Here is a 22409-nt window from a genome sequence, read left to right as displayed (position 1 = left end):
CCCGACCGAAGCCACCAACAGGACTCAACCACCACCCTGTCAGCGCGGCGCATTCTACTCGAATCCGCCACCAGTGCAACCCTTTTTATTTAGCTAACCTTTTGATTTACAAGAGGTTTTGCTTGAGGACTGCGCCGGAAGTGGTGCGCATTATAGGCACCTGAAAACAGCCGTCAACCGTTTATTTCGGTTATGCGGGAATTAGTGTAGCCCACCTTGCCTCGCACCGAGCGAGCAGCTGGATGCGAGGCAACCTACTCAAAACAAGGTGAGCGTGTAGCTGAGAATCAGACGGTTCTCGTCGATATCGCTGCGGTAATTCGAGCGCGCCGCCACGTTGCGCAGGCGGATACCCACATTCTTGAGCGGACCGCTCTGCACTGTGTAGCCGATGTCCAGATCGCGCTCCTGCGCCGTACCTTCGAACCCCATTCCCGTGCTCACATTATCGCTGGTGATATAACGCACCGTCGCGATAAGACCAGGCCTGCCCATCGCGGCAAAATCGTAGTCGTAGCGAGCCTGCCAGGAGCGCTCGTCCCGCTCGGCGAACTCATAGGTGGGCACCTCATTGCCCAGAGGCGAGACGTTCGCGAAGACGCGGGGAAAAGCGCTGTCGCCATACATGGCCTGATAGCCGATATAGAAGGTATGACCGCCTCGCTTTGCCGACAGCAGCGAGCAGATAGCCTGGTTGTCCACATTGCCGGCCAGCTTGCCGCCGTCGGCCTGCGAATCGTAGTAGCCGAGGTTGGCGCCCAGAATCCAGTCGCCGAGCGGTTCGCTATGCTTCAGGCCGATGTAGCTCTGGTTATAGATGTCCTCGAGCTGCGCATACCAGAGGCCGAAAGACGTGCGCTTGCCATTGAATGCGTAATCGCCGCCGGCGTAGTTGAACGCATCGCTGAGTGCTGCCTGAGGCGTTCGGCCCAGCATGGCCCGCATCCGGTCATCGCCGGCCTCGTTACGCAGGCTGGTCGAGCGCAAACGACCGCCCTGCAGGGTCAACCCATCGACTTCATTGGAGACGATGCTGACGCCCTGATAGGTGGGCGGGAGCAGCCGAATATCACTGAAGGTCAGCACTGGCAGATTGGGTTGCAGCTCACCTACCTTCAGTTCAGTCTTCGACACCTTTGCCTTGAGTGCCACCCCCATGCGGCTGTACTCATCCGGCGCGCGGCCATCGCCCCCAACCGGGAGCAGGCCGGTACCACTGCGATCACGGCTGCTGTCGAGCTTGATTCCCAGCTGCCCGATGGCGTCGGCGCCGAAGCCGACAGTTCCAGGGGTATAGCCCGACCTGAAGTTGAGAATGAACCCCTGCCCCCACTCCTCCGCCTTCGATTGCTGATTGGGGCCGACAATGTCGGAGAAGTCCCGGCTGAAATAGTAGTTACGCGCCTGCAATGTTGCCCTGGCGTCCGTGATGAAGCCGGCGTCTGCGGCAAACGCCGGAGAAATCATGGACGTCATGCCAGCAGCCAGGGTGAGTCGGGAAATGGATACCTTCTGCATCATCTAACTCTCTTGTTGTTGTTTTCAGGGTGCACGCAGCCGCTCCCCCGGCAGCAGCCGGGGAGCGCGACGAGCTCGTCATGGGTGAGTGGTTCGATTACCGGGGCGGTCACCGAGCCGGCTGTTCCTTGCGGCCAACAGCCGGGGGTGACGCGACCGCTGGGATTGGTTTGCGCAGGCCCAGCAACAGATGCGCGGCGATACCGAAGATCAGGCCCCAGAACGCCGCCGACAGCCCGAGGAAGGACATGCCCGATGCGGTGACCAGAAAGGTGATCAAGGCCGCCTCACGGTCGGCGGGCACGGCCATTGCCGCGCTCAATGCCCCACCGATGGCCGCGAGCAGCGCCAGGCCGGCCAGCGCGGCGATCAACGCGGCGGGGAATGCGCTGAAGATCGAAACCAGCGTCGCCCCGAAGATGCCCAGCACCAGGTAGAAGACGCCACCCGACACTCCTGCGACGTAACGCTTGGACGGATCCTCGTGCGACTCCCGGCCCGTGCAGATCGCCGCCGTGATCGCCGCCAGGTTCAATCCGTGACAGCCGAACGGTGCCAGCAGCAGCGAACCCAGTGCGCTGCTGCTGATCAGCGGACTGGCCGGCGTCTCGTAGCCGTCGTTGCGCAGCACCGCCATGCCAGGCACGAACTGTCCAGTCAGCGCCACCATCACCAGCGGAAAGGCGATATTGAGGATGACCTGCCAGCTGAACTCCGGGGCGATCCATACCGGCGTCGCCAGCCCGATGACCAGTGCATCACTGCGCAACTCACCCGAGGCGATGGTGATCGTCACACCGACCACCAGCACGGCGAGCACGGCGTAACGGGGCAAGGCACGCTTGAACAGCAGATAGGTGCCGAACATCGCCAGCACCAGCCAGGGTTGTTCCTTGACCGAGACGAACAGCCCGGTGCCAAAACGGAACAGGATGCCGGCCAGCATGCCCGCGGCGATGGCGGCCGGCAGGCGATTGATGATCCGGTCGAACGCGCCGGACAGTCCTACCAGCAGCACCACCACGCTGGTGGCGATATAGGCGCCGACCGCCTCGTTCAGCGTGATATCCGGCAACATGGTTACCAGCAGCGCCGAGCCCGGTGCCGACCAAGCGATGATGATGGGAACCCGGTAGCGCACACTGAGCAGAATGCCGAGCACGCCGCTACCGATGGAGATGGTCCATACCCAGGACGAGAGCACGTCATGCGGCAAATTCGCGGCCTTAGCCGCCTGGAAGATGATCACCAGCGGACCGGCGTAGGAAATCACGGTCGCGATAAAGCCGGCAACCACGGCGGAGAGCGAGAAGTCTTTCATCAGAGCTTTCATGTCGCCTCGCAAGGCAGGCCTGGCGATCCGTGGCGGACGCCCGGATCACTCTTGTTATGAATGAAGCGGCTGCATTACCGGTGCAGCGCCGCTGCGGTGCCCGGGAGTCCGGACACCGCGGGGACCGTCAGGCCTGCTGTAGCGCCCGTGGCCGCTTGCTGCGCTGCTCGGCTTGCGGGGCCGGCGCCTTCTGCAGCTGGAAGTCGAAATCCACTTCGGCAAAACGCCCCTGCACGCCCCGTGCTTGTGCGGCTTCGGCATCGTCGATGAAGCGGATGTCGCCGACCAGACCATCGCGCGTGGCGTAAGCGAAGTCGTCCCAGAGGTATTTGTCGCCAGCCAGGTTGATCTGCGTGGTCAGGTGACGATGGCCAGGCGCGGAGATGAAGAAATGAATGTGCGCCGGCCGCTGGCCGTGACGACCGAGCATGTCGAGCACCTCCTGGGTCGGCCCGTCGGGCGAGCAGCCATAGCCGGACGGCACGATGCTGCGCGCGCGGTAATAGCCGTTCTCGTCGGTGACGATCCGCCGGCGCAGGTTGTACTCGGACTGGCTCTTGTCGAAGTAGGAATAGTTGCCCTTGGTGTTGGCGTGCCAGAGATCGACCACCGCACCGGCCAGCGGCTCGCCGGTCGGATCGAGGACACGGCCTTGCAGGAACATCACAGTGGCGACATCGTCTTCGCTACCGTCATCCATGCGCGCGATGCCCTGAGCGATTGGCGCGCCGGCGACGTACAGCGGACCTTCGATGGTGCGCGGGGTGCCGCCGACCAGTCCTTCCTGTTCGTCCTTGGCGTCCTGCAGCAGGTCGAGGTAATGCTCCAGTCCGAGTCCGGCGACCAGCAAGCCGGCTTCGTGGCGACCGCCGAGACGGTTGATGTAGTCCACCGCCTTCCAGAACTCGTCCTGGGTGATTTCCAGGTCTTCGATGATCCTTGCGGTGTCCGCCAGGACGCGGTTGATCACCGTCTTCAGGCGGCTGCTACCCGCGTCGTTGTTGAAGCCGCTGGCTTCCTTGAAGAACTGCTGCACGTCGTTGGTGTGGGAGATTTTCACAGTCATGGCTCAGGCCTCGTTTTGTAATTGTCGTTGCACGGGTTCAGCGATCGGTGCGGACCCCAGTTCGGACGGGATCAGCGGTCGTCGTCACGAATCGAGGACGGGTGGCGGCACAGCGCGTTGACCTCGATCTCCATGTAGGGGAACAGCGGCAGCTGCATCAGGGTGTCGTGCAGTTCCTGCACGCTGGCGACGTCGAACACGCTGTAGTTGGCGTACTGGCCGGCAATGCGCCAGAGGTGGCGCCACTTGCCTTCACGCATCAGGCTCTGCGCCAGTTCCTTCTCGTCGGCCTTGAGCTTGGCGGCCTGGGCCGGATCCATGTCGACCGGCAGTTTCACGATCATCTTCACGTGGAAGAGCATCTCGGGTCCTCCTCTTACTTACGGGCGAAGAACGCCAGGCGCTCTTCATCCAGGCTCAGGCCAAGACCGGGCGTGCGCGGCACTTCCAGCTGGAAGTCGCGGTAGACCGGCGCCTGAGTGACGATTTCCTCGGTGAGCAGCAGCGGGCCGAACAGCTCGGTGCCCCAGGTCAACCTGTTGAGGGTGACGAAGGCGTGCGCCGAGGCCAGGGTGCCGATGGCGCCTTCGAGCATGGTGCCGCCATACAGCGCGACACCTGCCGCTTCGGCGATCTGCGCGGTGCGCAGCACGGCACGCGGGCCGCCGTTCTTGGCGATCTTCAACGCGAAGATGCTGGCCGCACCGTCGGCCGCCAGGCTGAAGGCATCCTCGACGCTCTCGATGGACTCGTCGGCCATGATCGGTGCCGGGCTGCGCTGATTCAGGCGCACCTGCCCGCCGCGGTTGATCCGCGAGATCGGCTGTTCGATCAGGTCGATGCCGTTGTCGCCGAGGACGCGACAGGCGCGCAGCGCCACCGACTCGTCCCAGGCCTGATTGACGTCGACGCGCACGCTGGCGCGCTCGCCGAGGGCCTGCTTGATGGCGATGACATGGTTGAGGTCGGCATTCACCTCGCCGGCGCCGATCTTCAGCTTGAAGATGCGATGACGGCGGATATCGAGCATGCGCTCGGCCTCTTCGATGTCCTTAGCGGTATTGCCGCTGGCCAGGGTCCAGGCCACTTCCAGACTGTCGCGTACCCGACCGCCGAGCAGCTCGCTGACCGGTAGACCAAGACGCTTGCCCTGAGCATCGAGCAATGCGCTCTCGACACCGGACTTGGCGAAGGTGTTGCCCTTCGCCGCCTTGTCCAGGCGCAGCATGGCGGCGTTGATGTTGGCGGCCTCCTGGCCCACTAGCAGCGGGCCGAGGTGGCTGTCGATGTTCTGCTTGATGCTTTCCGGGCTCTCGTTGCCGTAGGCCAGGCCACCGATGGTGGTGGCCTCGCCGATGCCTTCGATGCCGTCGCTGCACTGCACACGGACGATCACCAGCGTCTGTTGCTGCATGGTGTGCATCGCCAGCTTGTGCGGGCGGATGGTCGGCAGGTCGACGATGATCGTCTGGATGCGTTCGATCAGGATGGGGCTCATGGCGATATCCGTGTTGAAGGTTCAGTGATCAGGCCTTGGCCGCTGCCGTCATCACCACCGGCGCGGGCGTGCCGCTGCGCTTGCTGGAGATGGCGAAGACGGCTATGGCCAGGGCGGCGATGACACCCGGCACGGCGAAGGCGATGAAGTTCAGTTGCAGCGGCAGGTTGATGCCCAGCAACGCACCGCCAAGCAGCGGGCCGACGATGGCGCCGTTGCGGCCGATGCCCGAGGCCCAGCCGAGACCGGTGGAGCGGATCGACAAGCCATAGAACTGCGCGGCGGTCGCGTAGAGCAGGATCTGCGTGCCGATTACGGTGGCACCGGCGATGAAGATCAGCGTGTAAAGCACTGGCATCGGCGTCTTGAAGCCCAGCAGGCTGATGGAGGCCACCGACACGGCGAAGAACACCACCACCACTTTCGACAGGTTGAATCGATCGCCCAGCCAGCCGCCGAGGATGGCGCCGGCCATGCCGCCGAAGTTCAGCGCGAGCAGGAACGACAGACTCGAACCGAGGCTGTATCCGGCGTTGGCCATCAGCTTCGGCAACCAGGAACCCAGCGCGTAAACCATCAGCAGGCAACAGAAGAACGCCAGCCACAGGGAGAAGGTGCGCACGCCACGGCCTTCGCGGAACAGCTCCAGCACCGAGCCACTCTTGCCCTTCACATCGGTCATCACCAGCTCGTCGGCAGCGCTCAGCTGGCGGCCCGGGTCGACCTTGGCCAGCAACGCCCGCGCCTGCTCACCTCGGCCCTGGCGCACCAGGAAGCCGACCGACTCGGGCAGATACCAGAGAATCACCGGCAACAGCAGCAGCGGCACGGCGGCGGCGAAGAACATGGCTTCCCAGCCGAAGCGAGGCAGCATGTAGATCCCGAGGCCGGCCGACAGCATGCCGCCCAGCGAATAGCCGCTGAACATGACGGCCACCAGCGTGCTGCGTAGCCGCTTGGGCGCGTACTCGTTCATCAGCGCCACCACGTTGGGCATCAGCCCGCCGCAGCCGAGCCCGGCGAGGAAGCGGAAAATGCCGAACTCGATAGGAGTGCTGGCGAAGCCGTTGAGCACGGTGGCGCTGCTGAACAGCACGAAACAGATGGCGATGCCCTTCTTGCGGCCGATGCGGTCGGCCAGGGTGCCGAACGCCAGTGCGCCGAACATCATGCCGAACAGCGCATAACTGCCCAGTGCGCCCGCTTCCAGCGGGGTCAGCCCCCACTCCTTCATGATCACCGGCAGCACCACGCCGTAGATGAACAGGTCGTAGCCGTCGAAGATCAGCAGCAGTGCGCAGAGGCACACCACCAGCCAGTGGAAGCGGTTGAAGCGTGCGTTATCGATGATGTCGTGAACGTCTACTTTTCGCATGGCAAGACTCTCTATTGTTTTTGTTAGTCGCGGATCGGCTGCAGCGATGGATCACCGCGCCGCCGATGTGCCTTGGCCTTGACCGGTCGAGCCGGCCCGGGTACTGCTCAACCGAGATCGCCACCACCCACCGGCAGTGTCACGCCGGTGATGTAGGAGGCCTCATCGGACGCGAGAAAAAGAATCGCGCCGGCCTGCTCGTCGATGGTTCCGTAGCGTTTCATCAACGAGGATTCCACCGTCTGATCGACGATCTGCTGGTACCAGATCTTTTCCTGCTCGCACTGCTCGGCTGCGTTGCGTGGAATACGCCGCGGTGGCGCCTCGGTACCGCCGGGTGCGGTGGCGTTGACGCGGATGCCCCGCTGGGCGTTCTCGAAGGCCAGGCACGCGGTCAGCGCATTGACGCCACCCTTGGCCGCACCGTAGGGCACCCGGTTGAGGCTGCGCGTGGCGATCGATGAGACATTGACGATGGCCCCGCCGCCCTGCTCCAGCATGTGCGGAAGCGCGGCGTGGCAGCACCACAGCGTGGGGAACAGCGAGCGACGCACCTCGGCCTCGATCTCATGTTCCTGGTAATGCTCGAAGGGCTTGGCCCAGATGGTTCCACCGACGTTGTTGACGAGGATGTCGAGACGGCCGAAACGCTCTTTCGCGGCATCCATCACCCGATGGCAGTCGGCGAACTGCTCGAGATCGGCGGTCAGGGTCAGTACCTCGGCGCCCTGCCCCAGTTGATCGGCCAGTTCATGGACCAGTTCGGAACGGTCCACGGCCACCAGCCGGCCACCTTCCTCGACGAATCGCTCGGCGACACGGCGACCGATGCCCTGGGCCGCGCCGGTGATCACCGCGACCTTGTTCTGAAATCGTGTGTTCATCTACCCAAACCTCTGGAATGGCGAGGATTCGGTGGGCAATGCGGCGCAGTTGCCCACCCTGCGACCGGTGGATCAGGCGCTGGCGGCGAACTTCTCGTAGTAGAAGTTGGCCGGCTGCAGGCCTTGCTCACGAATGAACTGGTTGACCGACTCGACCATGGGCGGCGGACCGCACAGGTAGATGTCCACCTCGCCGTCGTTGAGGTGTTTGGGTTCGATGTGCTGGGTCACGTAGCCCTTGTGCGGGTACTGGCTGTCGGAGCTGGACACGCAGGCGCTGTAGGTGAAGTTCGGAATGCGCGCAGCGAAGTCTTCGAGACGGTCCATCTCTACCAGATCGAAATCGTTGGAGACGCCGTAAATCAGGTGCAGCGGATGCGCGCTGCCCTGCTCGGCGATCTTCTCCAGCATCGCAGTGAAAGGCGCCAGGCCCGTGCCGCCGGCCAGCAAGAGCAGCGGCCGCTTGATCTCGCGCAGATAGAAGCTGCCCAACGGGCCGGCCAGGGTGAGGCTGTCGCCGGCCTTGGCCATGCCGCTCAAGAAGCTGCTCATCAGCCCGCCCGGCACGTTGCGGATCAGGAAGCTGACCTCACCGCCCTTCTGCAGCGAGCTGAACGAGTAGGCGCGGGTCTGGTCGGTGCCCGGCACCTGCAGGTTGACGTACTGCCCAGGCAGGAAGGCCAGCTGGCTCAGCGACTCGCCCTTGATCGACAGCGCAATGGTGCTCTGCGACAGCTGGCGCACGTTGCTGATGGTCGCCTGGTAACTGGCCTGCGTGGTCTTGCAGACATCCGAGGATGCCGGCACGCGGATCACGCAGTCGCTCTCGGCACGCATCTGGCAGGTCAGCACATAGCCGTGCGCAGCTTCGTTCTCGCTCAGCGCGTCCTCGATGTATTCCTCGCCGAGGTCATAACTCCCGGCTTCGGCGAGGCACTTGCAGGCCCCGCAGGCACCGTCGCGACAGTCCAGCGGGATGTTGATGCCCTGGCGGTAGGCTGCGTCGGCGACGGTTTCGCCAAGATTGGCCTCGATGAAGCGGGTCACCCCGTCCTCGAAATTCAATGCGATCTGGTGAGTCATGGCCTTGCCCTCACAGGTGATAGACGTCGATCAGCTGGCGGATGTAGTCGTTCTTCAGCACGACCTTCTTGTGCTTGATCAGCGGACTCTCGCCACGGGTGTCGAGCGTGTAGAAGCTGGTGCCGTAGAAGTGGTCGACGGTCTTGTAGCGAAAGCTCATCGTGTGCCAGTTGAAGCGCAGCTTGCAGAAGCCCTCGCCCTGCTCGATCAGCTCCAGGTTGCTGATGTTGTGCGAGGTGCGTGTATCTGGGATCGTGGCGCTGGAGCGCTCGGTGCGGATGCGAAACACACGGTCTTCCAGGCCGCCACGGTTGCCGTACCAGATCAGCGAGATTTCCCGCTGCGGATCTTCGGTGAGCTGGTCGGCGTCGTCCCAGGCCGGCATCCAGAAGGTGGCGTCGGCGGCATACAGTTCCAGCCAGCTGTCCCAGTCCTTGTCGTCGAGGTAGCGCGCTTCGCGGTAGAGGAAGTCACGCGCGGTTTCGTAGGCGATGCTCATTTTTATGCACCCTCCACGTGAATCAGCTGTTCCTGCTCGGCCTTCACGGCCTTGATCATCTGCTGTTGCCAGTAGTGGTGCTGCAGCACGAACAGGCCCTCGTCCTCGGTGCGCGCACCGCTCATCATCGGCTGCAGGTCGATGCTGCGGGCGCCATCGTCCGCTCCCTCGATCCAGTGCTTGGCACCGCGGGACATGTCGTTCCATTCCATGGCGCGACCGGCAAAGCCCTGCTGGCAGGCGCGGAACTCTTCAAGGTCATCCGGCGTGGCCATGCCGCTGACATTGAAGAAGTCTTCGTACTGACGAATGCGCCGCGCCCGCGCTTCGGCACTCTCGCCCTTGGGTGCGATGCAGTAGATGGTGACTTCGGTCTTGTCCACCGACAGCGGCTTGGCGATGCGCAGCTGCGAGCCGAACTGATCCATCAGGTACAGGTTCGGGTAGAGGCACAGGTTGCGCGAGTTCTCGATCATCCAGTCGGTACGGGCCTGGCCGAACTCGGCGACCATCTCCTCGCGACGGGCATACAGCGGGCGATCTTCCGGGTTGTCCCAGCGAGTCCAGAGCAGTAGATGGCCGTTCTCGAAGGAATAGAAACCACCGCCCTTCTTGCCCCAGCCGCCGGCGCTCATCGCACGGATGTCGTCGCCGGCTTCCTTGAGCTTGCGCTGCTGCTGGGTGGCGGCGTAGTTCCAGTGCACGGCGGTGACGTGGTAGCCATCGGCGCCGTTCTCGGCCTGCAGCTTCCAGTTGCCTTCATAGACATAGGTGGACGAGCCGCGCAGCACTTCGATGCCATCCGGCGATTGATCGACCACCATGTCGATGATCTTGCGTGACTCGCCAAGGAATTCCTCAAGCGGGGCGACGTCCTCGCGCAGGCTGCCGAAGAGGAAGCCGCGGTAGGACTCGAAGCGGGCGACCTTCTTCAAGTCATGGGAGCCGTCGCAGTTGAAGCTGTCGGGGTAGCCGGCTTCCTTGGGGTCCTTGACCTTGAGCAGCTTGCCCGAGTTGTTGAAGGTCCAGCCATGGAACGGACAGGTGTAGGTCGCCTTGTTGCCGCTCTTGAAGCGGCAGAGCATGGCACCGCGGTGGCTGCAGGCGTTGATGAAGGCGTTGAGTTCACCCTCCTTGTTGCGCGCGATGAAGATCGGCTGACGCCCCATCTGGGTGGTGTAGTAGTCGTTCTTCTCGGGGATCTGGCTCTCGTGAGCGAGGTAGATCCAGTTGCCCTCGAAGATGTGCTTCATCTCCAGATCGAACAACCGAGGGTCGGTGAACATCTCCCGCTTGCAGCGAAAGATGCCCTTCTCTTTGTCGTCTTCGAGCAGCGAATCAAGGTAGTCGATTCCCAGGGACATGGCCGGGGCCTCCATTGTTATTGTTTCCACGTGATGAAGGCTACGGCGGGGGGAACGGCATCAATATCCGTTTTCTGCAGCATCTCTATCCGTTTTCTGCAACACGCAGGCAGACGGATGCCGCGCCTGCAGCGACGCGCTGAGGGCGATCAGCGAAGGGAGGAATGGGCGTAGCGGATGCGGCCGCCGTCAGGCTGGCGGCCGCCGAAGCGGATCAGTGATGGCGGCGCAGGGTGTCCGACGGCAGCTCGCCGAAGGTGCTCTTGTAGCTTTCCGAGAAGCGCCCCAGATGCATGAAGCCGTAGTCCATGGCGATCTCGGTGATGTTGCGTACCCTGGCCGAAGGGTCGCTCAGCCGGCCATGGATCTGCTCCAGCTTGCGCTGGCGGATGTAGGACTTGGGCGTGGTGCCGACCTTGCGCTCGAACAGCAGGTACAGCGAGCGCAGGCTCATGTTGGCCAGTTCGGCCAGCTGTTCAACGGAGATATCCTGTTTCAGATGCTCGTCGATGTAGTCGGTCAGCCGACCGAACGACGGGCAGCTGTCACCGAACGGATCGCGCTGGATATTACTGGCCAGGCTGCAGAGCAGCTTGCTGGCGATGATCCGGCTGTACTGCTCCTGAATCTGCGGGATGCTCTGCTCGGAGCCCGCCTCGCGGCAGACCAGCCCGAGCAGGCTGTCGAAGCCGTCCATTTCGCCGAGCGCATGGCGATTGGCACTGAACCGTATGCCACCGGAGGGTGCACGCCATTGGTTCTCGCTGCAGGCCTGTTCGAGGAAGGAGGCCGGCAGCTTGACGATCAGCTTTTCGCAGTCGTCCGAGTAGGTCAGGTCAACCGGATCGTCAGGGTTGATCAGCAGCAGCTCACCGGGGGTGAAATAGTGCTCCTGGCCCCGTCCGCGCCACAGGCAATGGCCACGCTGCAGCAGTTGCAGGTGATAGATGGTTTCCAGGGCTGGCGAGGTGACATGAACGCTGCCGCCATAACTGATCTGGCAAAGGTCGAGCTTGCCGAACTTGCAGTGGCTGAGGCTGGCCTGAGGCGTGCCGGTACGAGGCAGACGAATGCAGTGCACGCCTACATGCTGATTGACGTAGTCCGACACCGCATGCGGATCAGCACGCTCGAAGATCCTGCTTTTTTCATTCAGCAGTCGTTCCATCACCCGGCACTCGGTTGTTTTTATAGTTGGCCGGCGCTTGGTGGCCGGCTTGGTCGGTATCACGCAGATCGAGAATATTGATCTGCGTCAAGAATATCGACTGATCGAAGCATAGGAGATTCGACCAACGGCGGACACCCCGCCGTTCGGTGACCGAACAGTTTTTGCACAAGCGCGCCATCGTTCACATATGGGCACGATTGCGGCGGAACGCTCGGCGCCTCTTCGCACTCTGAGTGCAGATCGCACAAAACGGATAGGTCGTTGGGCGACGCCGAGCATCGGCGGCCCTGCGACCCAGCACAAGAAGGTGTGCCCTGCATGAAGATTTCCCTCTTCCCCATCCCCCTGCTGGCACTGCTCTGCAGCGGCACCAGCGCCGCATCCGCGGTCACAGAACCGGCTCACGACGGGTTGGCTGCGCTGGAGGTCGTACGCCCGAGCCGCACCTGCTCGTCGTTGCTCACGCTCGACCTCGCATCGATCGGCGGAAGCGGTAGTCGCGTCACGTCCGCATCGGTACAGGACACTGATCAGGGCGCCACCGTATGCAATGTCGAAGGCACGCTGGCACCGAGCATCGGCTTTCGCGTGCAACTGCCGCTGGATGGCTGGACCCAGCGCTTCCTGCAGGTCGGCTGCGGCGGGTTGTGCGGCCGCATTTCTCTGAGACCGGACGCAGTCGCAGGCTGCGTACCGTTCGAAAGCGGCCGCTTCGTCGTAGCCAGTACCGACATGGGTCATCAGGGCAATGGCGGGACCTTCGGTGCCAATCCGCAGCAGCGCGCCGATTTCGCCCACCGCGGTGTGCACCTCACCGCACGGGCTGCGAAAGCACTGATCAAAACCTTCTACGACCGGGGTCCGGCGTATTCCTATTTCAGTGGATGCTCGGACGGCGGGCGCGAAGCCCTGATCGAGGCGCAACGCTATCCGGACGACTTCGACGGCATCGTCGCCGGCGCGCCGGCAATGAATTTCCAGGTGCAGAACTCGCTGCTGCACGCCTGGCAGGCGCGGGTGAACCGCGCCCCGGATGGTCGCAGCGTGCTGGTCGCCTCACAGCTGCCGCTTCTGCATCGAGCCGTGCTTGAACAGTGTGACGGCCTGGATGGCCAGCTCGACGGGCTGCTCAGCGACCCACGAATCTGCCGATTCGACCCGGCAACGATCCAGTGCCCCGCTGGCCAGGACAGCGACCAGTGCCTGACTGCCGCACAGGTGCAAGCGGCAAGGCGCATATATGACGGGCCGCGCGACGAGCGTACCGGTGAGCGATTGGCCGTCGGCGGTCCGCAGCCCGGCTCGGAGCTCGCATGGGGCGGCGTGTTCGTGCCCGAACGCGCGCATGGCCCGCTATTCAGCGAAACCATCGCGCTCGAGGCACTGCGCTATCTGGTCTTCGAACAGGCACCGCAGCCTGGCTATCGGCTGGAGCAGCTGCGCTTCGACGCCGAGACCTTCGATCGCCTGCGCGCCCGCCATCCACTGTTCGATGCAACCGACCCCGACCTCTCCGCCTTCGCCGAAAAAGGCGGCAAGCTGATTCTCTGGCATGGCTGGTCCGATCATCATATCTCGCCGATCAATACCATCGCCTACCACGAGGCCCTGCAGCGCCACCTGGGCGAGCCAGAAGTCGAGCGCTTCGTGCGCATGTACCTGGTGCCGGGCATGTACCACTGCCACGGCGGACAGGGGCCGAGCGAACTGGACCTGCTGACGCCGCTGATGCGCTGGGTCGAATCCGGCCAGGCCGCTGACGAGATCAAGGTGTATCAGGCGAGCCGATCCGGCCTGCCGCTCTCGCCGAAGAGCAGGCGTGCCAAGACCGGGCGAACCCCGGAGTACCGGCCGGTCTACCCCTACCCGGCCGTGGCGCGCCTCGTCAGTGATGGCCAAGGAGAACGCTATACCCGCGGCGAACGCCTGACCGACACGCCGACGCCAGCCTGGCGAGGCGCGGACTTCTACCAGCCCTACCGCCCGCGCGAGCGCTGAGTGATGGCCGACTATTTCCCGTTATGGCTGACGTTCAGGCTGCGCTTTCTGGAGCTGGCTTCGGCGGTTCAAGGTCGCACGAATGGGCTTCATGGCGCCCTCACCGACGTAGGCCTGAGATTGCTCGCGCGCCGTACGGTGCCGACGGAGCGGAACACAAACCAAGGGCGATTATCGAACAGATTCGCTCGTTTACTGCGCCACTCGGTTGCGATGCAACCGGCGAGGTTGCTTCTATACGGAGGCGTTCACCGTCTCGGCGACTCGCGTGTAGCGGGGGCTGCCGGAGCGGAACATCCGCGGGACAGCCGGTTGCACGCGCAATTACAACAACAAAAGGGAATACCCCATGTCGAAATTGCCCAAGGCCCTGCTGGCACTTGCCTGCGTCAGTTGTCTGAGCCTGTCCGCCTACGCTCAGGAAGCGGTCGTGACGCTCAAGGTTCATCATTTTCTTCCCGCCCATTCGTTGACCCAGGCGAACCTGCTCAAGCCGTGGGCGGACGAGATCACCGAAGCCTCCGACGGCCGTATCCAGTTCCAGTTCTATCCCTCGATGCAGCTGGGCGGCACACCACCGCAGCTGGTGGACCAGGTGCGTGACGGAGTTGCCGATATCGTCTGGACGCTGCCGGGTTACAACAGCGGGCGCTTCCCGCTCATCTCGGTCTTCGAGCAGCCATTCATGAGTCGCTCCGCCGGGGCGACCAGCCAGGCGATGTGGGAGTTCGTCGCCAAGCACGGCGAAAAGGAATTCACCGGCATGCACCTGCTTGCGACCCATACCACGGACGGTGCGCTGATCCACACCGGCAAGAAACCCATCAACAAGATGGCCGACTTCCGCGGCAAGAAAATCCGCGCCGCCAACCGCACCTCCACCAAACTGATCTCCCTGCTCGGCGGGACCCCCGTCGCCATGCCGGTCCCGCAGATTCCCGAGGCCCTGTCCAAGGGCGTGGTCGACGGTGCAATCGTGCCCTGGGACGTGGTACCAGCGCTCAAGTTGCACGAGCTGGTCGGCCACCACACGGAAATGGCCGAGGGGAAGCCGGCACTGATGTACACGGTGATGATTCTCGCCATGAACCCGGCTACTTATGAGGGGTTGCCCGACGACCTGCGCAAGATCATCGACGAGCGCAGCGGCGCGGTGCTCTCGCGTCGAGCGGGCCAGCTGTTCGACGAGATCGCCGTGCAGAATGGCCATCGTCTGGCCGAAAGCCGCGGCAACAAGATTCATCAGCTGTCCGAAGACGAACAGCAGAAGTGGATGAAGGTGGCCGAGCGCCTCGACCAGGACTGGATCAAGGAAGTCGAGGGCAAAGGCTATGCGAATGGTGCCGCGCTGCTCGAGGACGCACGCCAGCTGATCCAGCAGCACAGCGACACCGCTACCCGCTGATCGACCCCGGCGCCAGTTCACCCGGCGCCCTGCTCCGGAGACTTTCATGAGCGAATCTGACGTTCGGGCCGCGACCGTGCCTGCCGATCCGATGGGCCGCGTGCTCGATCGGCTGTCACGGCTGCTGGCCTTCGTCGGCGGCCTGCTGCTGGTGGCCATGACGCTGATGGCGACCTACAGCATCGCCATGCGCACCCTCTTCGACGAACCGCTGCTCGGTGACGTCGAACTGGTGCAGATGGGTTGTGGCATCGCCATCGTGTTCTTTCTGCCGCTGTGCCAGCTCCGCCGCGGGAATGTCATCGTCGATGTATTCACGTTACGCGCCTCGCCTCGCGTGCGCAGCGCGCTGGATGGCCTGGGCAGCGTGCTGATGGCGTTGGCTGCTGCGCTGCTGGCCTGGCGTTCACTGGTGGGCACGCTGGACGCCTACGGCACTGGCGAGGAATCGATCATCCTGGGCGTGCCGATCTGGTGGTCGATGAGCGCCTTCGTACCGGGCTTCGCACTATTGGCGGTGGTGGCGTTGTACACCGCCTGGCAGGACTTTCGTGGTGAGGGCAAACCCGCATGAGCAGTGTCGAAATCGGCGGGCTGTTCCTAGCCGCCCTCCTCGTTTTGCTGGTGGTGCGCATCCCGATCGCCATCGCCATGTTGCTCACCGGCGTCGGCGGCTACGTGGCGATTTCCGGTTGGTCGCCGCTGCTCAGCTATCTGAAGACCGTCGCCTATGCGCGCTATACGGTCTACGACCTCTCGGTCATTCCGCTTTTCCTGCTGATGGGGCAGTTCGCCTCCCGCGGTGGCCTGGCGACCGGCCTGTTCCGAGCCGCCGCGGCGATGATCGGGCACTGGCGCGGCGGTCTGGCGATGTCGGCCGTTGGTTCCTGTGCTGCCTTTGGCGCCGTCTGCGGCTCATCCATCGCCACCGCGGCGACCATGGGCCAGGTCGCGCTGCCGGAGCTGAAGAAATACAACTACTCGGGCCCGCTTGCGGTGGGCAGCCTGGCCGCCGGGGGCACCCTGGGCATCCTGATTCCGCCGTCGGTGGTGCTGGTGATCTATGCCATCCTCGCCCAGGAAAACATCTCCGCGCTGTTCATGGCCGCATTCATCCCCGGCGTGCTGGCGGCAATCGGCTACATGATCGCGATCGCCATCTACGTGCGGATGAACCCGGACGCCGGCCCGGCGCAACCGAAGCTGACCTGGCGCGAGCGGCTGGCCGCGCAGCGTGGCGTCTGGCCGGTGTTCCTGATCTTCCTGCTGGTACTTGGTGGTATCTATGCCGGCTGGTTCACACCGACCGAAGCGGCGGCCATTGGAACCGTGGGCACCGGCCTCTTCGCCGTCGTGCTCGGCGGCATGCGCTGGGCCCAGTTCAAGGAAGTGCTGTTCGGCACCGCGGTCACCACCGGGATGATCTTCATGATCCTGCTCGGCGCCGATGTCATGAACGCCTTCCTCGCCGTGTCGCAGCTCCCGGTGGCGTTGGCCGAGACGATCAACAATGCAGGCGTGGGGCCCTTCGTGGTGCTCGCCGGTATCCTGATCCTGTACCTGATCCTCGGCTGCGTGATGGACACCATGTCGATGATCCTGCTGACCATCCCGATCTTCTTCCCGCTGATCATGGGGCTGGACTTCTACGGCCTGGATCAGACCGAGAAGGCCATCTGGTTCGGCATCCTCGCACTGATGGTGGTGGAGATCGGCATGATCACCCCGCCGGTGGGCATGAACGTCTACGTGATCAGCAGCATGGCCCGTGACGTACCCCTACGCGACGCCTTCCGCGGCGTGGTGCCCTTCCTGATCTCCGACATCCTGCGCGTCGTGGTACTGGTGCTCTTCCCCTCGATCACGCTGTGCCTGGTGCGGTGGCTGACATGACTGCCGCGTCCAACTGATCCGATTGCCGCGCCTCCCTCTCCTCGATGCTCCACTTTCGCCCGCCAGCTAACGGGGCATTTTTTCCGGGTTGCGTGCTTGTGCGCCAACCCGTTACCCACCGCTCGGCGTCCGCCATCGAATTCGCTTATCGGGACAGCAGCCACCACCATGCTCAGGCCAGGGTGCGCCTGATAGAATGCGCGGCCGCGATCCAGACCCGACCCCGTCCGTATGACTCTCGACCAAACGCCCTCTGCCACAAAACCGGTGCTGTCCCGCCGCTTCTCCGTCGCACCGATGATGGACTGGACCGACCGCCACTGCCGGTTCTTCCTGCGCCAGCTTTCCAAGCACGCCCTGCTCTACACCGAAATGGTGACGACCTGCGCGCTGCTGCATGGCGATACGGCGCGGTTTCTGCGTTACGACGAGAGCGAACATCCGCTGGCGCTGCAGCTGGGTGGCAGTGTGCCGGGCGATCTGGCGGCGTGCGCGAAGCTCGCCGAGGTCGCGGGTTACGACGAGGTGAATCTCAACGTCGGCTGCCCCAGCGATCGGGTGCAGAACAACATGATCGGCGCCTGCCTGATGGGCCATCCGCAGCTGGTCGCCGACTGCGTGAAGGCCATGCGCGACGCGGTGGGCGTCGAGGTCACCGTCAAGCACCGCATCGGCATCAACGGGCGCGACAGCTATTCCCAGTTGTGCGACTTCGTCGGTCAGGTGCGCGAGGCCGGCTGCCGCAGCTTCACGGTGCATGCTCGCATCGCTATCCTCGAAGGGCTGTCACCCAAGCAGAACCGTGAAGTGCCACCGCTGCGCTACGACGTCGCCGCGCAGCTCAAACGGGATTTCCCGGACCTCGAGATCATCCTCAACGGCGGCATCAAGACGCTGGAAGAATGCCGCGAGCATCTGCAGACCTTCGATGGGGTGATGCTCGGCCGCGAGGCCTACCACAACCCCTATCTGCTGGCGCAGGTCGACAGCAGCCTGTTCGGCAGCAACGCACCGGTGATCAGCCGTGCGCAGGCGCTACGCAACATGCGCCCGTACATAGAACGGCATCTGGCCGAGGGTGGCGCCATGCACCATGTCACCCGCCACGTGCTCGGCCTGGGCCAGGGTTTCCCCGGCGCGCGGCGCTTCCGTCAGCTGCTTTCGGTGGACATTCACAAGACCGACGAGCCGCTGGCGCTGCTCGATCAGGCGACGGCATTGCTCGAGGGCCACTGAAGTCCCGCGGCAAGGAACGCTACCGAGACTATCGGATCAAAGGCCAGGCGCATCCGGGTCCATGCGCTCGTTGAGCGGGCAGACGGGCTCGGGTAAGGTCATGCCACTCACAGGACGGAGCCCTCCTTTATATGACTTCCAAGCTGGAACAACTCAAGCAGTTCACCACCGTTGTCGCCGATACCGGCGATATCGACGCCATTGCCCGCCTGAAGCCCGTGGATGCGACCACTAATCCGTCGCTGCTGCTCAAGGCCGCGGCCATGCCGCGCTACGCCGAGCATCTCGGCTACGCGGTGAAGCAATGCCAGGGCGATATCGGCCTGGCCTGCGACCTGTTCGCGGTCGCTGTCGGCAAGCAGATCCTCGAACTCATCCCCGGACGCATTTCCACCGAGGTCGACGCGCGCCTTTCCTTCGACACCCAGGCTATGGTCCAGCGCGGCGAGCGCCTGATCGGTCTGTACGAGCAGGCCGGCATCAGCCGCGAGCGCGTGCTGATCAAGATCGCGTCCACCTGGGAAGGCATCCGCGCCGCCGAGCAACTCGAAAAGGCCGGCATCCAGACCAACCTCACTCTGCTGTTCTCCTTCACCCAGGCGGTGGCCTGCGCCGAGGCCGGCGTGTTTCTGATCTCCCCCTTTGTCGGCCGCATCTACGACTGGTACAAGAAGCATGAAGGCCGCGACTATCAGGGCGCGGAAGATCCGGGCGTGCAGTCGGTCAGCCGCATCTACGACTACTACAAGACGCACGGCTACAAGACGGTGGTGATGGGCGCGAGCTTCCGCAACATTGGCCAGATCGAGGCGCTGGCTGGCTGCGACCGGCTGACCATCAGCCCGGAACTGCTCGGCCAGCTCGCCGAAGCCAGCGGCACGCTGGAGCGCAAGCTGGAGCCGGGCCGCGCATCCGAGCCGCGCATCAGCCTGGATGAGAAGAGCTTCCGCTGGGGGCTGAACGAGGATGCGATGGCGACCGAAAAACTCGCCGAAGGCATCCGTCAGTTCGCGAGGGATCAGGAGAAGCTCGAGGCGCTACTGGCGGAACTGGCCTGAGTTCCGCTCAGGAGCGCTCCAGCGCGGTGACGAGGTCATGGAAGGCCTCGCGGTTGGATTCGTTGAGGCTCATCAGGATACGGTGAGCCTCCAGCACCTTGGCCTTCACCACGTCCTCGGACTGGTCCTGCGAAGGCAGGTCGGCCAGACACTCCGGGCACGGCAGCGGCGTGTCGACGATGTTGAACACCTGATCGAAGCCCATCGACTGCAACAGTCGAGTGATGTCCGGATGGGTGGTGACCAGGGTCGGCAACATGCCGACCTTCTGCCGCGACAGGATCGACAGCTTGGCCAGCAGGCCCAGCGTGGTGCTGTCGATGCTTCGGCTCTCGGTCAGATCGATGACGATGGAAGAGAAATTCAGCGACGAGAAGATCTTCTCGATCGTCGCATCCAGCGCCGAACAGAGCGTCAAACGGATTTCACCAATGAACTTCAGAACAAAGGTGCCATCCATCTCGGCGAACTGGATTCTACCAGTACTCATGCAAGGTTCCTGCTCAACACCAGCAAGGCGATATCGTCGGGCATGTCAGCCAGTTCGGCCAACCCGAAGACTCGACGTAAACCGTCCAGCGTGCCACCGGCGTCCGAGATCAGACCGGGCAACGCAGACTCTTTTTCTTTGAGTGTCTCGCCAGGCAAAAGGTCCAGAATGCCATCGGAGAGCAAGGTCAGGCTGAAGGTCTCCGGCAGCTTCAGCTCGAAATCCTGATAGGTCGCTTCGACGAACAGGCCGACCGGCAGACCGCGTCCTTCCAGGTAGTGGGCGCCCTCGCCCGTATAGAGCACCGGCATCGGCAGATGACCACCGATGCTGTAGTGCAGCACGTCACGCTCCTGGTCGATCACCCCACCCAGCATGGTCACATGCTTGCCCAGCTTGCAGTTGATCAGCCCGCGGTTGATATGGTCGAGCACTTCCGAGGGCTTGAACTCGCGCAGCGTACCGCCGCGGCGCGACTCGTACAGCAGGCGGGTGGTCATGAACTTGAGCAGCACGGTGACGAACGCCGACGACGCACCGTGGCCGGACACGTCGGCCAGATAGAAGCCGATGCGGCGCTCGTCCACGCGGAAGTAGTCGACGAAGTCGCCGGACAGGTACAGCGAGGGGATGATCTGGTGGGCAAAATCGAAGCCATCAACGCTCCAGGGCGTTACCGGCAGCATGTTCATCTGAACCTGACGCCCGGCGTCCTGATCTTCCTGCAAGAGATGCAGGCTGGCCTGCAGGTCGCGGTTGGCGGTCTCTAGTTGCTCCCGATAGCGACGATTCTCCAGGCGCAGACGAGAGCGATCCAGCGCGCGGCGAACCGAGTGTTCGAGCATCGCCAGATCTTCGAGCGGCTTGATCAGATAGTCGGCGGCGCCCAAACGCAACGCCTCCACGGCATCGCTCATAACACCGGCACCCGAGACCACGATGACCGGCAGGTCGATCTGGCGCTCACTGATCTGGCGGATCAGTTCCAGGCCGTCCATCTGCGGCATGCGCAGGTCGCAGATCACGAGGTCGGGCTGCTCGGATTCGAAGAGCTCCATACCCTGCGGCCCATTGGCGGCCTGCAGCACACGGAAACCACTGTCATCCAGATAGGCAGCCAGGCTGGCTCGAACCACATCGTCGTCGTCTATGATCAGCAGCGTCGCGCTTGGTTTATGCATGTTCCTACCAGGCGGTGTCGCCAGGATGGTTGGCGAATACATTGGCCCGGCGTGATGCGGGGCATAGGTTCGATTCAAGGCGCAGACGGTACTCCCATACGATCGGGGTTTCAAGCCGACCGGCAGGCGCCTTTACAGGTCGAATTGAGGGGCGCTATAAGAATCCCGCTAGCCATATATAAAAGGTAGAACCATGAGCCAGAAAGACCGCGATTACAGCGAAAAACGCGATTTCATCCGGATGCAGATCGAAACCACCGTCGCGCTGGAACATCGCGACACAAAACTGAGCGGCGTCTGCATCGACCTTTCCAGCACCGGCATGCAGATCCTGGCCAGGACGAACCTGAGCATGGGCGACAAGCTGCGTGTGCTGATCCCTTCCGAGCACAGCGAACTCAAGGGGCTGGATGCGCAGACCGAAGTAGTGCGCATCAGCCAGCTCGACGATGGCCGTCAGAGCCTGGGCCTGGCCATTCTTTCCATGTCCTGACCCCACTGCCCCGCTCCGGCATTGGCCGCAGCATCTGCGGCCAATATCAGAAATCGTCCTCGACCTCGCCGTCCTTCACCCGGAACTCGCGGTTCTGCAGGTAGGCGTTGCGCACGAAGATGTAGCGATCGCCACGAATCATCTTTTCCGCCGACAGCAGGCTTGCACGCGTATCCACCAGATCCACGCCGCGCGTCACGTTGCGCGTAGGCACGTGACTCATGTGCGGATAGGGCTCGAGGAAGGCATCGGGCACGCGGCCGATCGCATCGCGCACGGTGCTCGGGCCCAGCAACGGCAGCACCACATATGGCCCACTGTCCACCCCCCAGGCGCCCAGGGTCTGGCCGAAATCCTCGTCGTTCTTGTGCAGCCCCATGCGGGTCGCCACATCGAAGAAGCCGAGCACGCCGAACGTGGTGTTGAACAGAATGCGACTGGTGTCGATACCGGCATCGCGGACCTTGCCCTGCAACAGATCGTTGGTCAGCACGATCACATCGCCGAGATTGCTGAACACGTTACCGATGCCGTCTTCGACGAACTCCGGGGTCACCTTCTGATAGCCCTTGGCCAAAGGCTTGAGCGTGTAGGTGTCGACGGTATCGTTGAAGCGGAACACCGCGCGGTTGACGCCTTCCCACGGATCTTCTTCGGCGGCCAGCGCAGGGGCTGCCGCAAGCATGGCGGCGGCAGCGACGAAACTGGCCTTGAGCACGGCGATCCAGGCCGTTGCGATCTTGGGCATTGCTTTTATCTCCCTAGGTTTTTGGTGCATAACTCCACCGAGAGTTATGGTGATTTCTGGTGTATGGAAGCAGGCTGAAGGGGTGGCGTATCCTGTTGGTTGATCACCGCGACGAT

The 22409-nt window shown here is 63.2% G+C and carries 21 protein-coding genes; 7 read left to right on the top strand and 14 right to left on the bottom strand.

Annotated elements, in window-relative coordinates; translation table 11 throughout:
• Window positions 1-258 precede the first annotated feature (258 nt).
• The 11 genes from VF716_RS15190 to VF716_RS15140 all read right to left on the bottom strand — a co-directional run bounded on the left by VF716_RS15190 (window position 259) and on the right by VF716_RS15140 (window position 11788).
• Entirely contained in the window at window positions 259-1521 is a 1263-nt protein-coding gene (locus tag VF716_RS15190) for an OprD family porin (protein WP_125873222.1), read from the bottom strand.
• A gap of 106 nt (window positions 1522-1627) precedes the next feature.
• Window positions 1628-2851 carry a benzoate/H(+) symporter BenE family transporter gene (locus VF716_RS15185; RefSeq protein ID WP_440552784.1) on the bottom strand — a complete coding sequence of 408 codons (1224 nt, stop codon included), beginning with the start codon at window positions 2849-2851 and terminating at the stop codon, window positions 1628-1630.
• A gap of 127 nt (window positions 2852-2978) precedes the next feature.
• Window positions 2979-3917 carry a catechol 1,2-dioxygenase gene (gene catA, locus VF716_RS15180; protein ID WP_200631222.1) on the bottom strand — a complete coding sequence of 313 codons (939 nt, stop codon included), beginning with the start codon at window positions 3915-3917 and terminating at the stop codon, window positions 2979-2981.
• A 71-nt stretch (window positions 3918-3988) separates the two neighbouring features.
• Window positions 3989-4279 carry a muconolactone Delta-isomerase gene (gene catC / locus VF716_RS15175; RefSeq protein WP_013982442.1) on the bottom strand — a complete coding sequence of 97 codons (291 nt, stop codon included), beginning with the start codon at window positions 4277-4279 and terminating at the stop codon, window positions 3989-3991.
• Window positions 4280-4293: 14 nt separating this feature from the next.
• Window positions 4294-5415, bottom strand: a complete 1122-nt coding sequence (locus VF716_RS15170; protein WP_011912833.1) for a muconate cycloisomerase family protein — start codon at window positions 5413-5415, stop codon at window positions 4294-4296.
• A gap of 28 nt (window positions 5416-5443) precedes the next feature.
• Window positions 5444-6790 carry an MFS transporter gene (locus tag VF716_RS15165; protein WP_011912832.1) on the bottom strand — a complete coding sequence of 449 codons (1347 nt, stop codon included), beginning with the start codon at window positions 6788-6790 and terminating at the stop codon, window positions 5444-5446.
• A 107-nt stretch (window positions 6791-6897) separates the two neighbouring features.
• Window positions 6898-7674 carry a 1,6-dihydroxycyclohexa-2,4-diene-1-carboxylate dehydrogenase gene (locus tag VF716_RS15160; protein ID WP_011912831.1) on the bottom strand — a complete coding sequence of 259 codons (777 nt, stop codon included), beginning with the start codon at window positions 7672-7674 and terminating at the stop codon, window positions 6898-6900.
• Window positions 7675-7746: 72 nt separating this feature from the next.
• Window positions 7747-8757: a benzoate 1,2-dioxygenase electron transfer component BenC gene (benC, locus tag VF716_RS15155; RefSeq protein ID WP_049341567.1), complete on the bottom strand. Its 1011-nt coding sequence runs from the start codon at window positions 8755-8757 to the stop codon at window positions 7747-7749.
• Between the two features lie 10 nt (window positions 8758-8767).
• Complete coding sequence (gene benB / locus VF716_RS15150) at window positions 8768-9256, bottom strand: benzoate 1,2-dioxygenase small subunit (RefSeq protein ID WP_011912829.1); 489 nt, start codon at window positions 9254-9256, stop codon at window positions 8768-8770.
• A gap of 2 nt (window positions 9257-9258) precedes the next feature.
• Window positions 9259-10620 (bottom strand): benzoate 1,2-dioxygenase large subunit, encoded by a 1362-nt coding sequence (benA, locus tag VF716_RS15145; RefSeq protein WP_026012457.1) that lies wholly within the window; start codon window positions 10618-10620, stop codon window positions 9259-9261.
• Window positions 10621-10834: 214 nt separating this feature from the next.
• Window positions 10835-11788, bottom strand: coding sequence for an AraC family transcriptional regulator (locus tag VF716_RS15140; protein WP_011912827.1), 954 nt, complete (start codon window positions 11786-11788; stop codon window positions 10835-10837).
• 321 nt (window positions 11789-12109) lie between these two features.
• Here VF716_RS15140 and VF716_RS15135 point away from each other — a divergent pair, with 321 nt between their 5' ends.
• The 6 genes from VF716_RS15135 to tal all read left to right on the top strand — a co-directional run bounded on the left by VF716_RS15135 (window position 12110) and on the right by tal (window position 19381).
• Window positions 12110-13789, top strand: a complete 1680-nt coding sequence (locus VF716_RS15135) for a tannase/feruloyl esterase family alpha/beta hydrolase (RefSeq protein ID WP_125919089.1) — start codon at window positions 12110-12112, stop codon at window positions 13787-13789.
• A gap of 349 nt (window positions 13790-14138) precedes the next feature.
• Window positions 14139-15194 carry a TRAP transporter substrate-binding protein gene (locus tag VF716_RS15130; RefSeq protein ID WP_125919088.1) on the top strand — a complete coding sequence of 352 codons (1056 nt, stop codon included), beginning with the start codon at window positions 14139-14141 and terminating at the stop codon, window positions 15192-15194.
• Between the two features lie 46 nt (window positions 15195-15240).
• Window positions 15241-15768 carry a TRAP transporter small permease gene (locus tag VF716_RS15125; RefSeq protein ID WP_011912824.1) on the top strand — a complete coding sequence of 176 codons (528 nt, stop codon included), beginning with the start codon at window positions 15241-15243 and terminating at the stop codon, window positions 15766-15768.
• Window positions 15765-17087 (top strand): TRAP transporter large permease, encoded by a 1323-nt coding sequence (locus VF716_RS15120; RefSeq protein ID WP_011912823.1) that lies wholly within the window; start codon window positions 15765-15767, stop codon window positions 17085-17087. Before VF716_RS15125 ends, VF716_RS15120 begins: the two co-directional genes overlap by 4 nt.
• 231 nt (window positions 17088-17318) lie before the next feature.
• Window positions 17319-18323, top strand: a complete 1005-nt coding sequence (gene dusA / locus VF716_RS15115) for a tRNA dihydrouridine(20/20a) synthase DusA (protein ID WP_440552783.1) — start codon at window positions 17319-17321, stop codon at window positions 18321-18323.
• 131 nt (window positions 18324-18454) lie between these two features.
• Window positions 18455-19381 (top strand): transaldolase, encoded by a 927-nt coding sequence (gene tal, locus VF716_RS15110; RefSeq protein ID WP_125865365.1) that lies wholly within the window; start codon window positions 18455-18457, stop codon window positions 19379-19381.
• 7 nt (window positions 19382-19388) lie between these two features.
• On the opposite strand, the gene rssC is transcribed toward tal, so the two are convergent.
• Window positions 19389-19871 (bottom strand): anti-sigma factor antagonist RssC, encoded by a 483-nt coding sequence (gene rssC / locus VF716_RS15105; RefSeq protein WP_011912820.1) that lies wholly within the window; start codon window positions 19869-19871, stop codon window positions 19389-19391.
• On the bottom strand, window positions 19868-21052 hold the full coding sequence (rssB, locus tag VF716_RS15100; protein WP_013982430.1) for a two-component system response regulator RssB: 1185 nt from the start codon (window positions 21050-21052) through the stop codon (window positions 19868-19870). The genes rssC and rssB overlap by 4 nt, the downstream gene beginning before the upstream one ends.
• A gap of 193 nt (window positions 21053-21245) precedes the next feature.
• Between rssB and VF716_RS15095 the strand changes: the two genes are divergently transcribed.
• On the top strand, window positions 21246-21545 hold the full coding sequence (locus tag VF716_RS15095; RefSeq protein ID WP_279643258.1) for a PilZ domain-containing protein: 300 nt from the start codon (window positions 21246-21248) through the stop codon (window positions 21543-21545).
• 46 nt (window positions 21546-21591) lie between these two features.
• On the opposite strand, the gene VF716_RS15090 is transcribed toward VF716_RS15095, so the two are convergent.
• Complete coding sequence (locus tag VF716_RS15090) at window positions 21592-22293, bottom strand: MlaA family lipoprotein (protein WP_019405843.1); 702 nt, start codon at window positions 22291-22293, stop codon at window positions 21592-21594.
• Window positions 22294-22409 lie beyond the last annotated feature (116 nt).

This window comes from Stutzerimonas sp. Brlt_14, assembly GCF_051948915.1.
Lineage (GTDB): Bacteria > Pseudomonadota > Gammaproteobacteria > Pseudomonadales > Pseudomonadaceae > Stutzerimonas > Stutzerimonas stutzeri.
The sequence above is the reverse complement of the archived record's forward strand: the minus strand, read 5'-3'. Positions and strand labels throughout refer to the sequence as shown.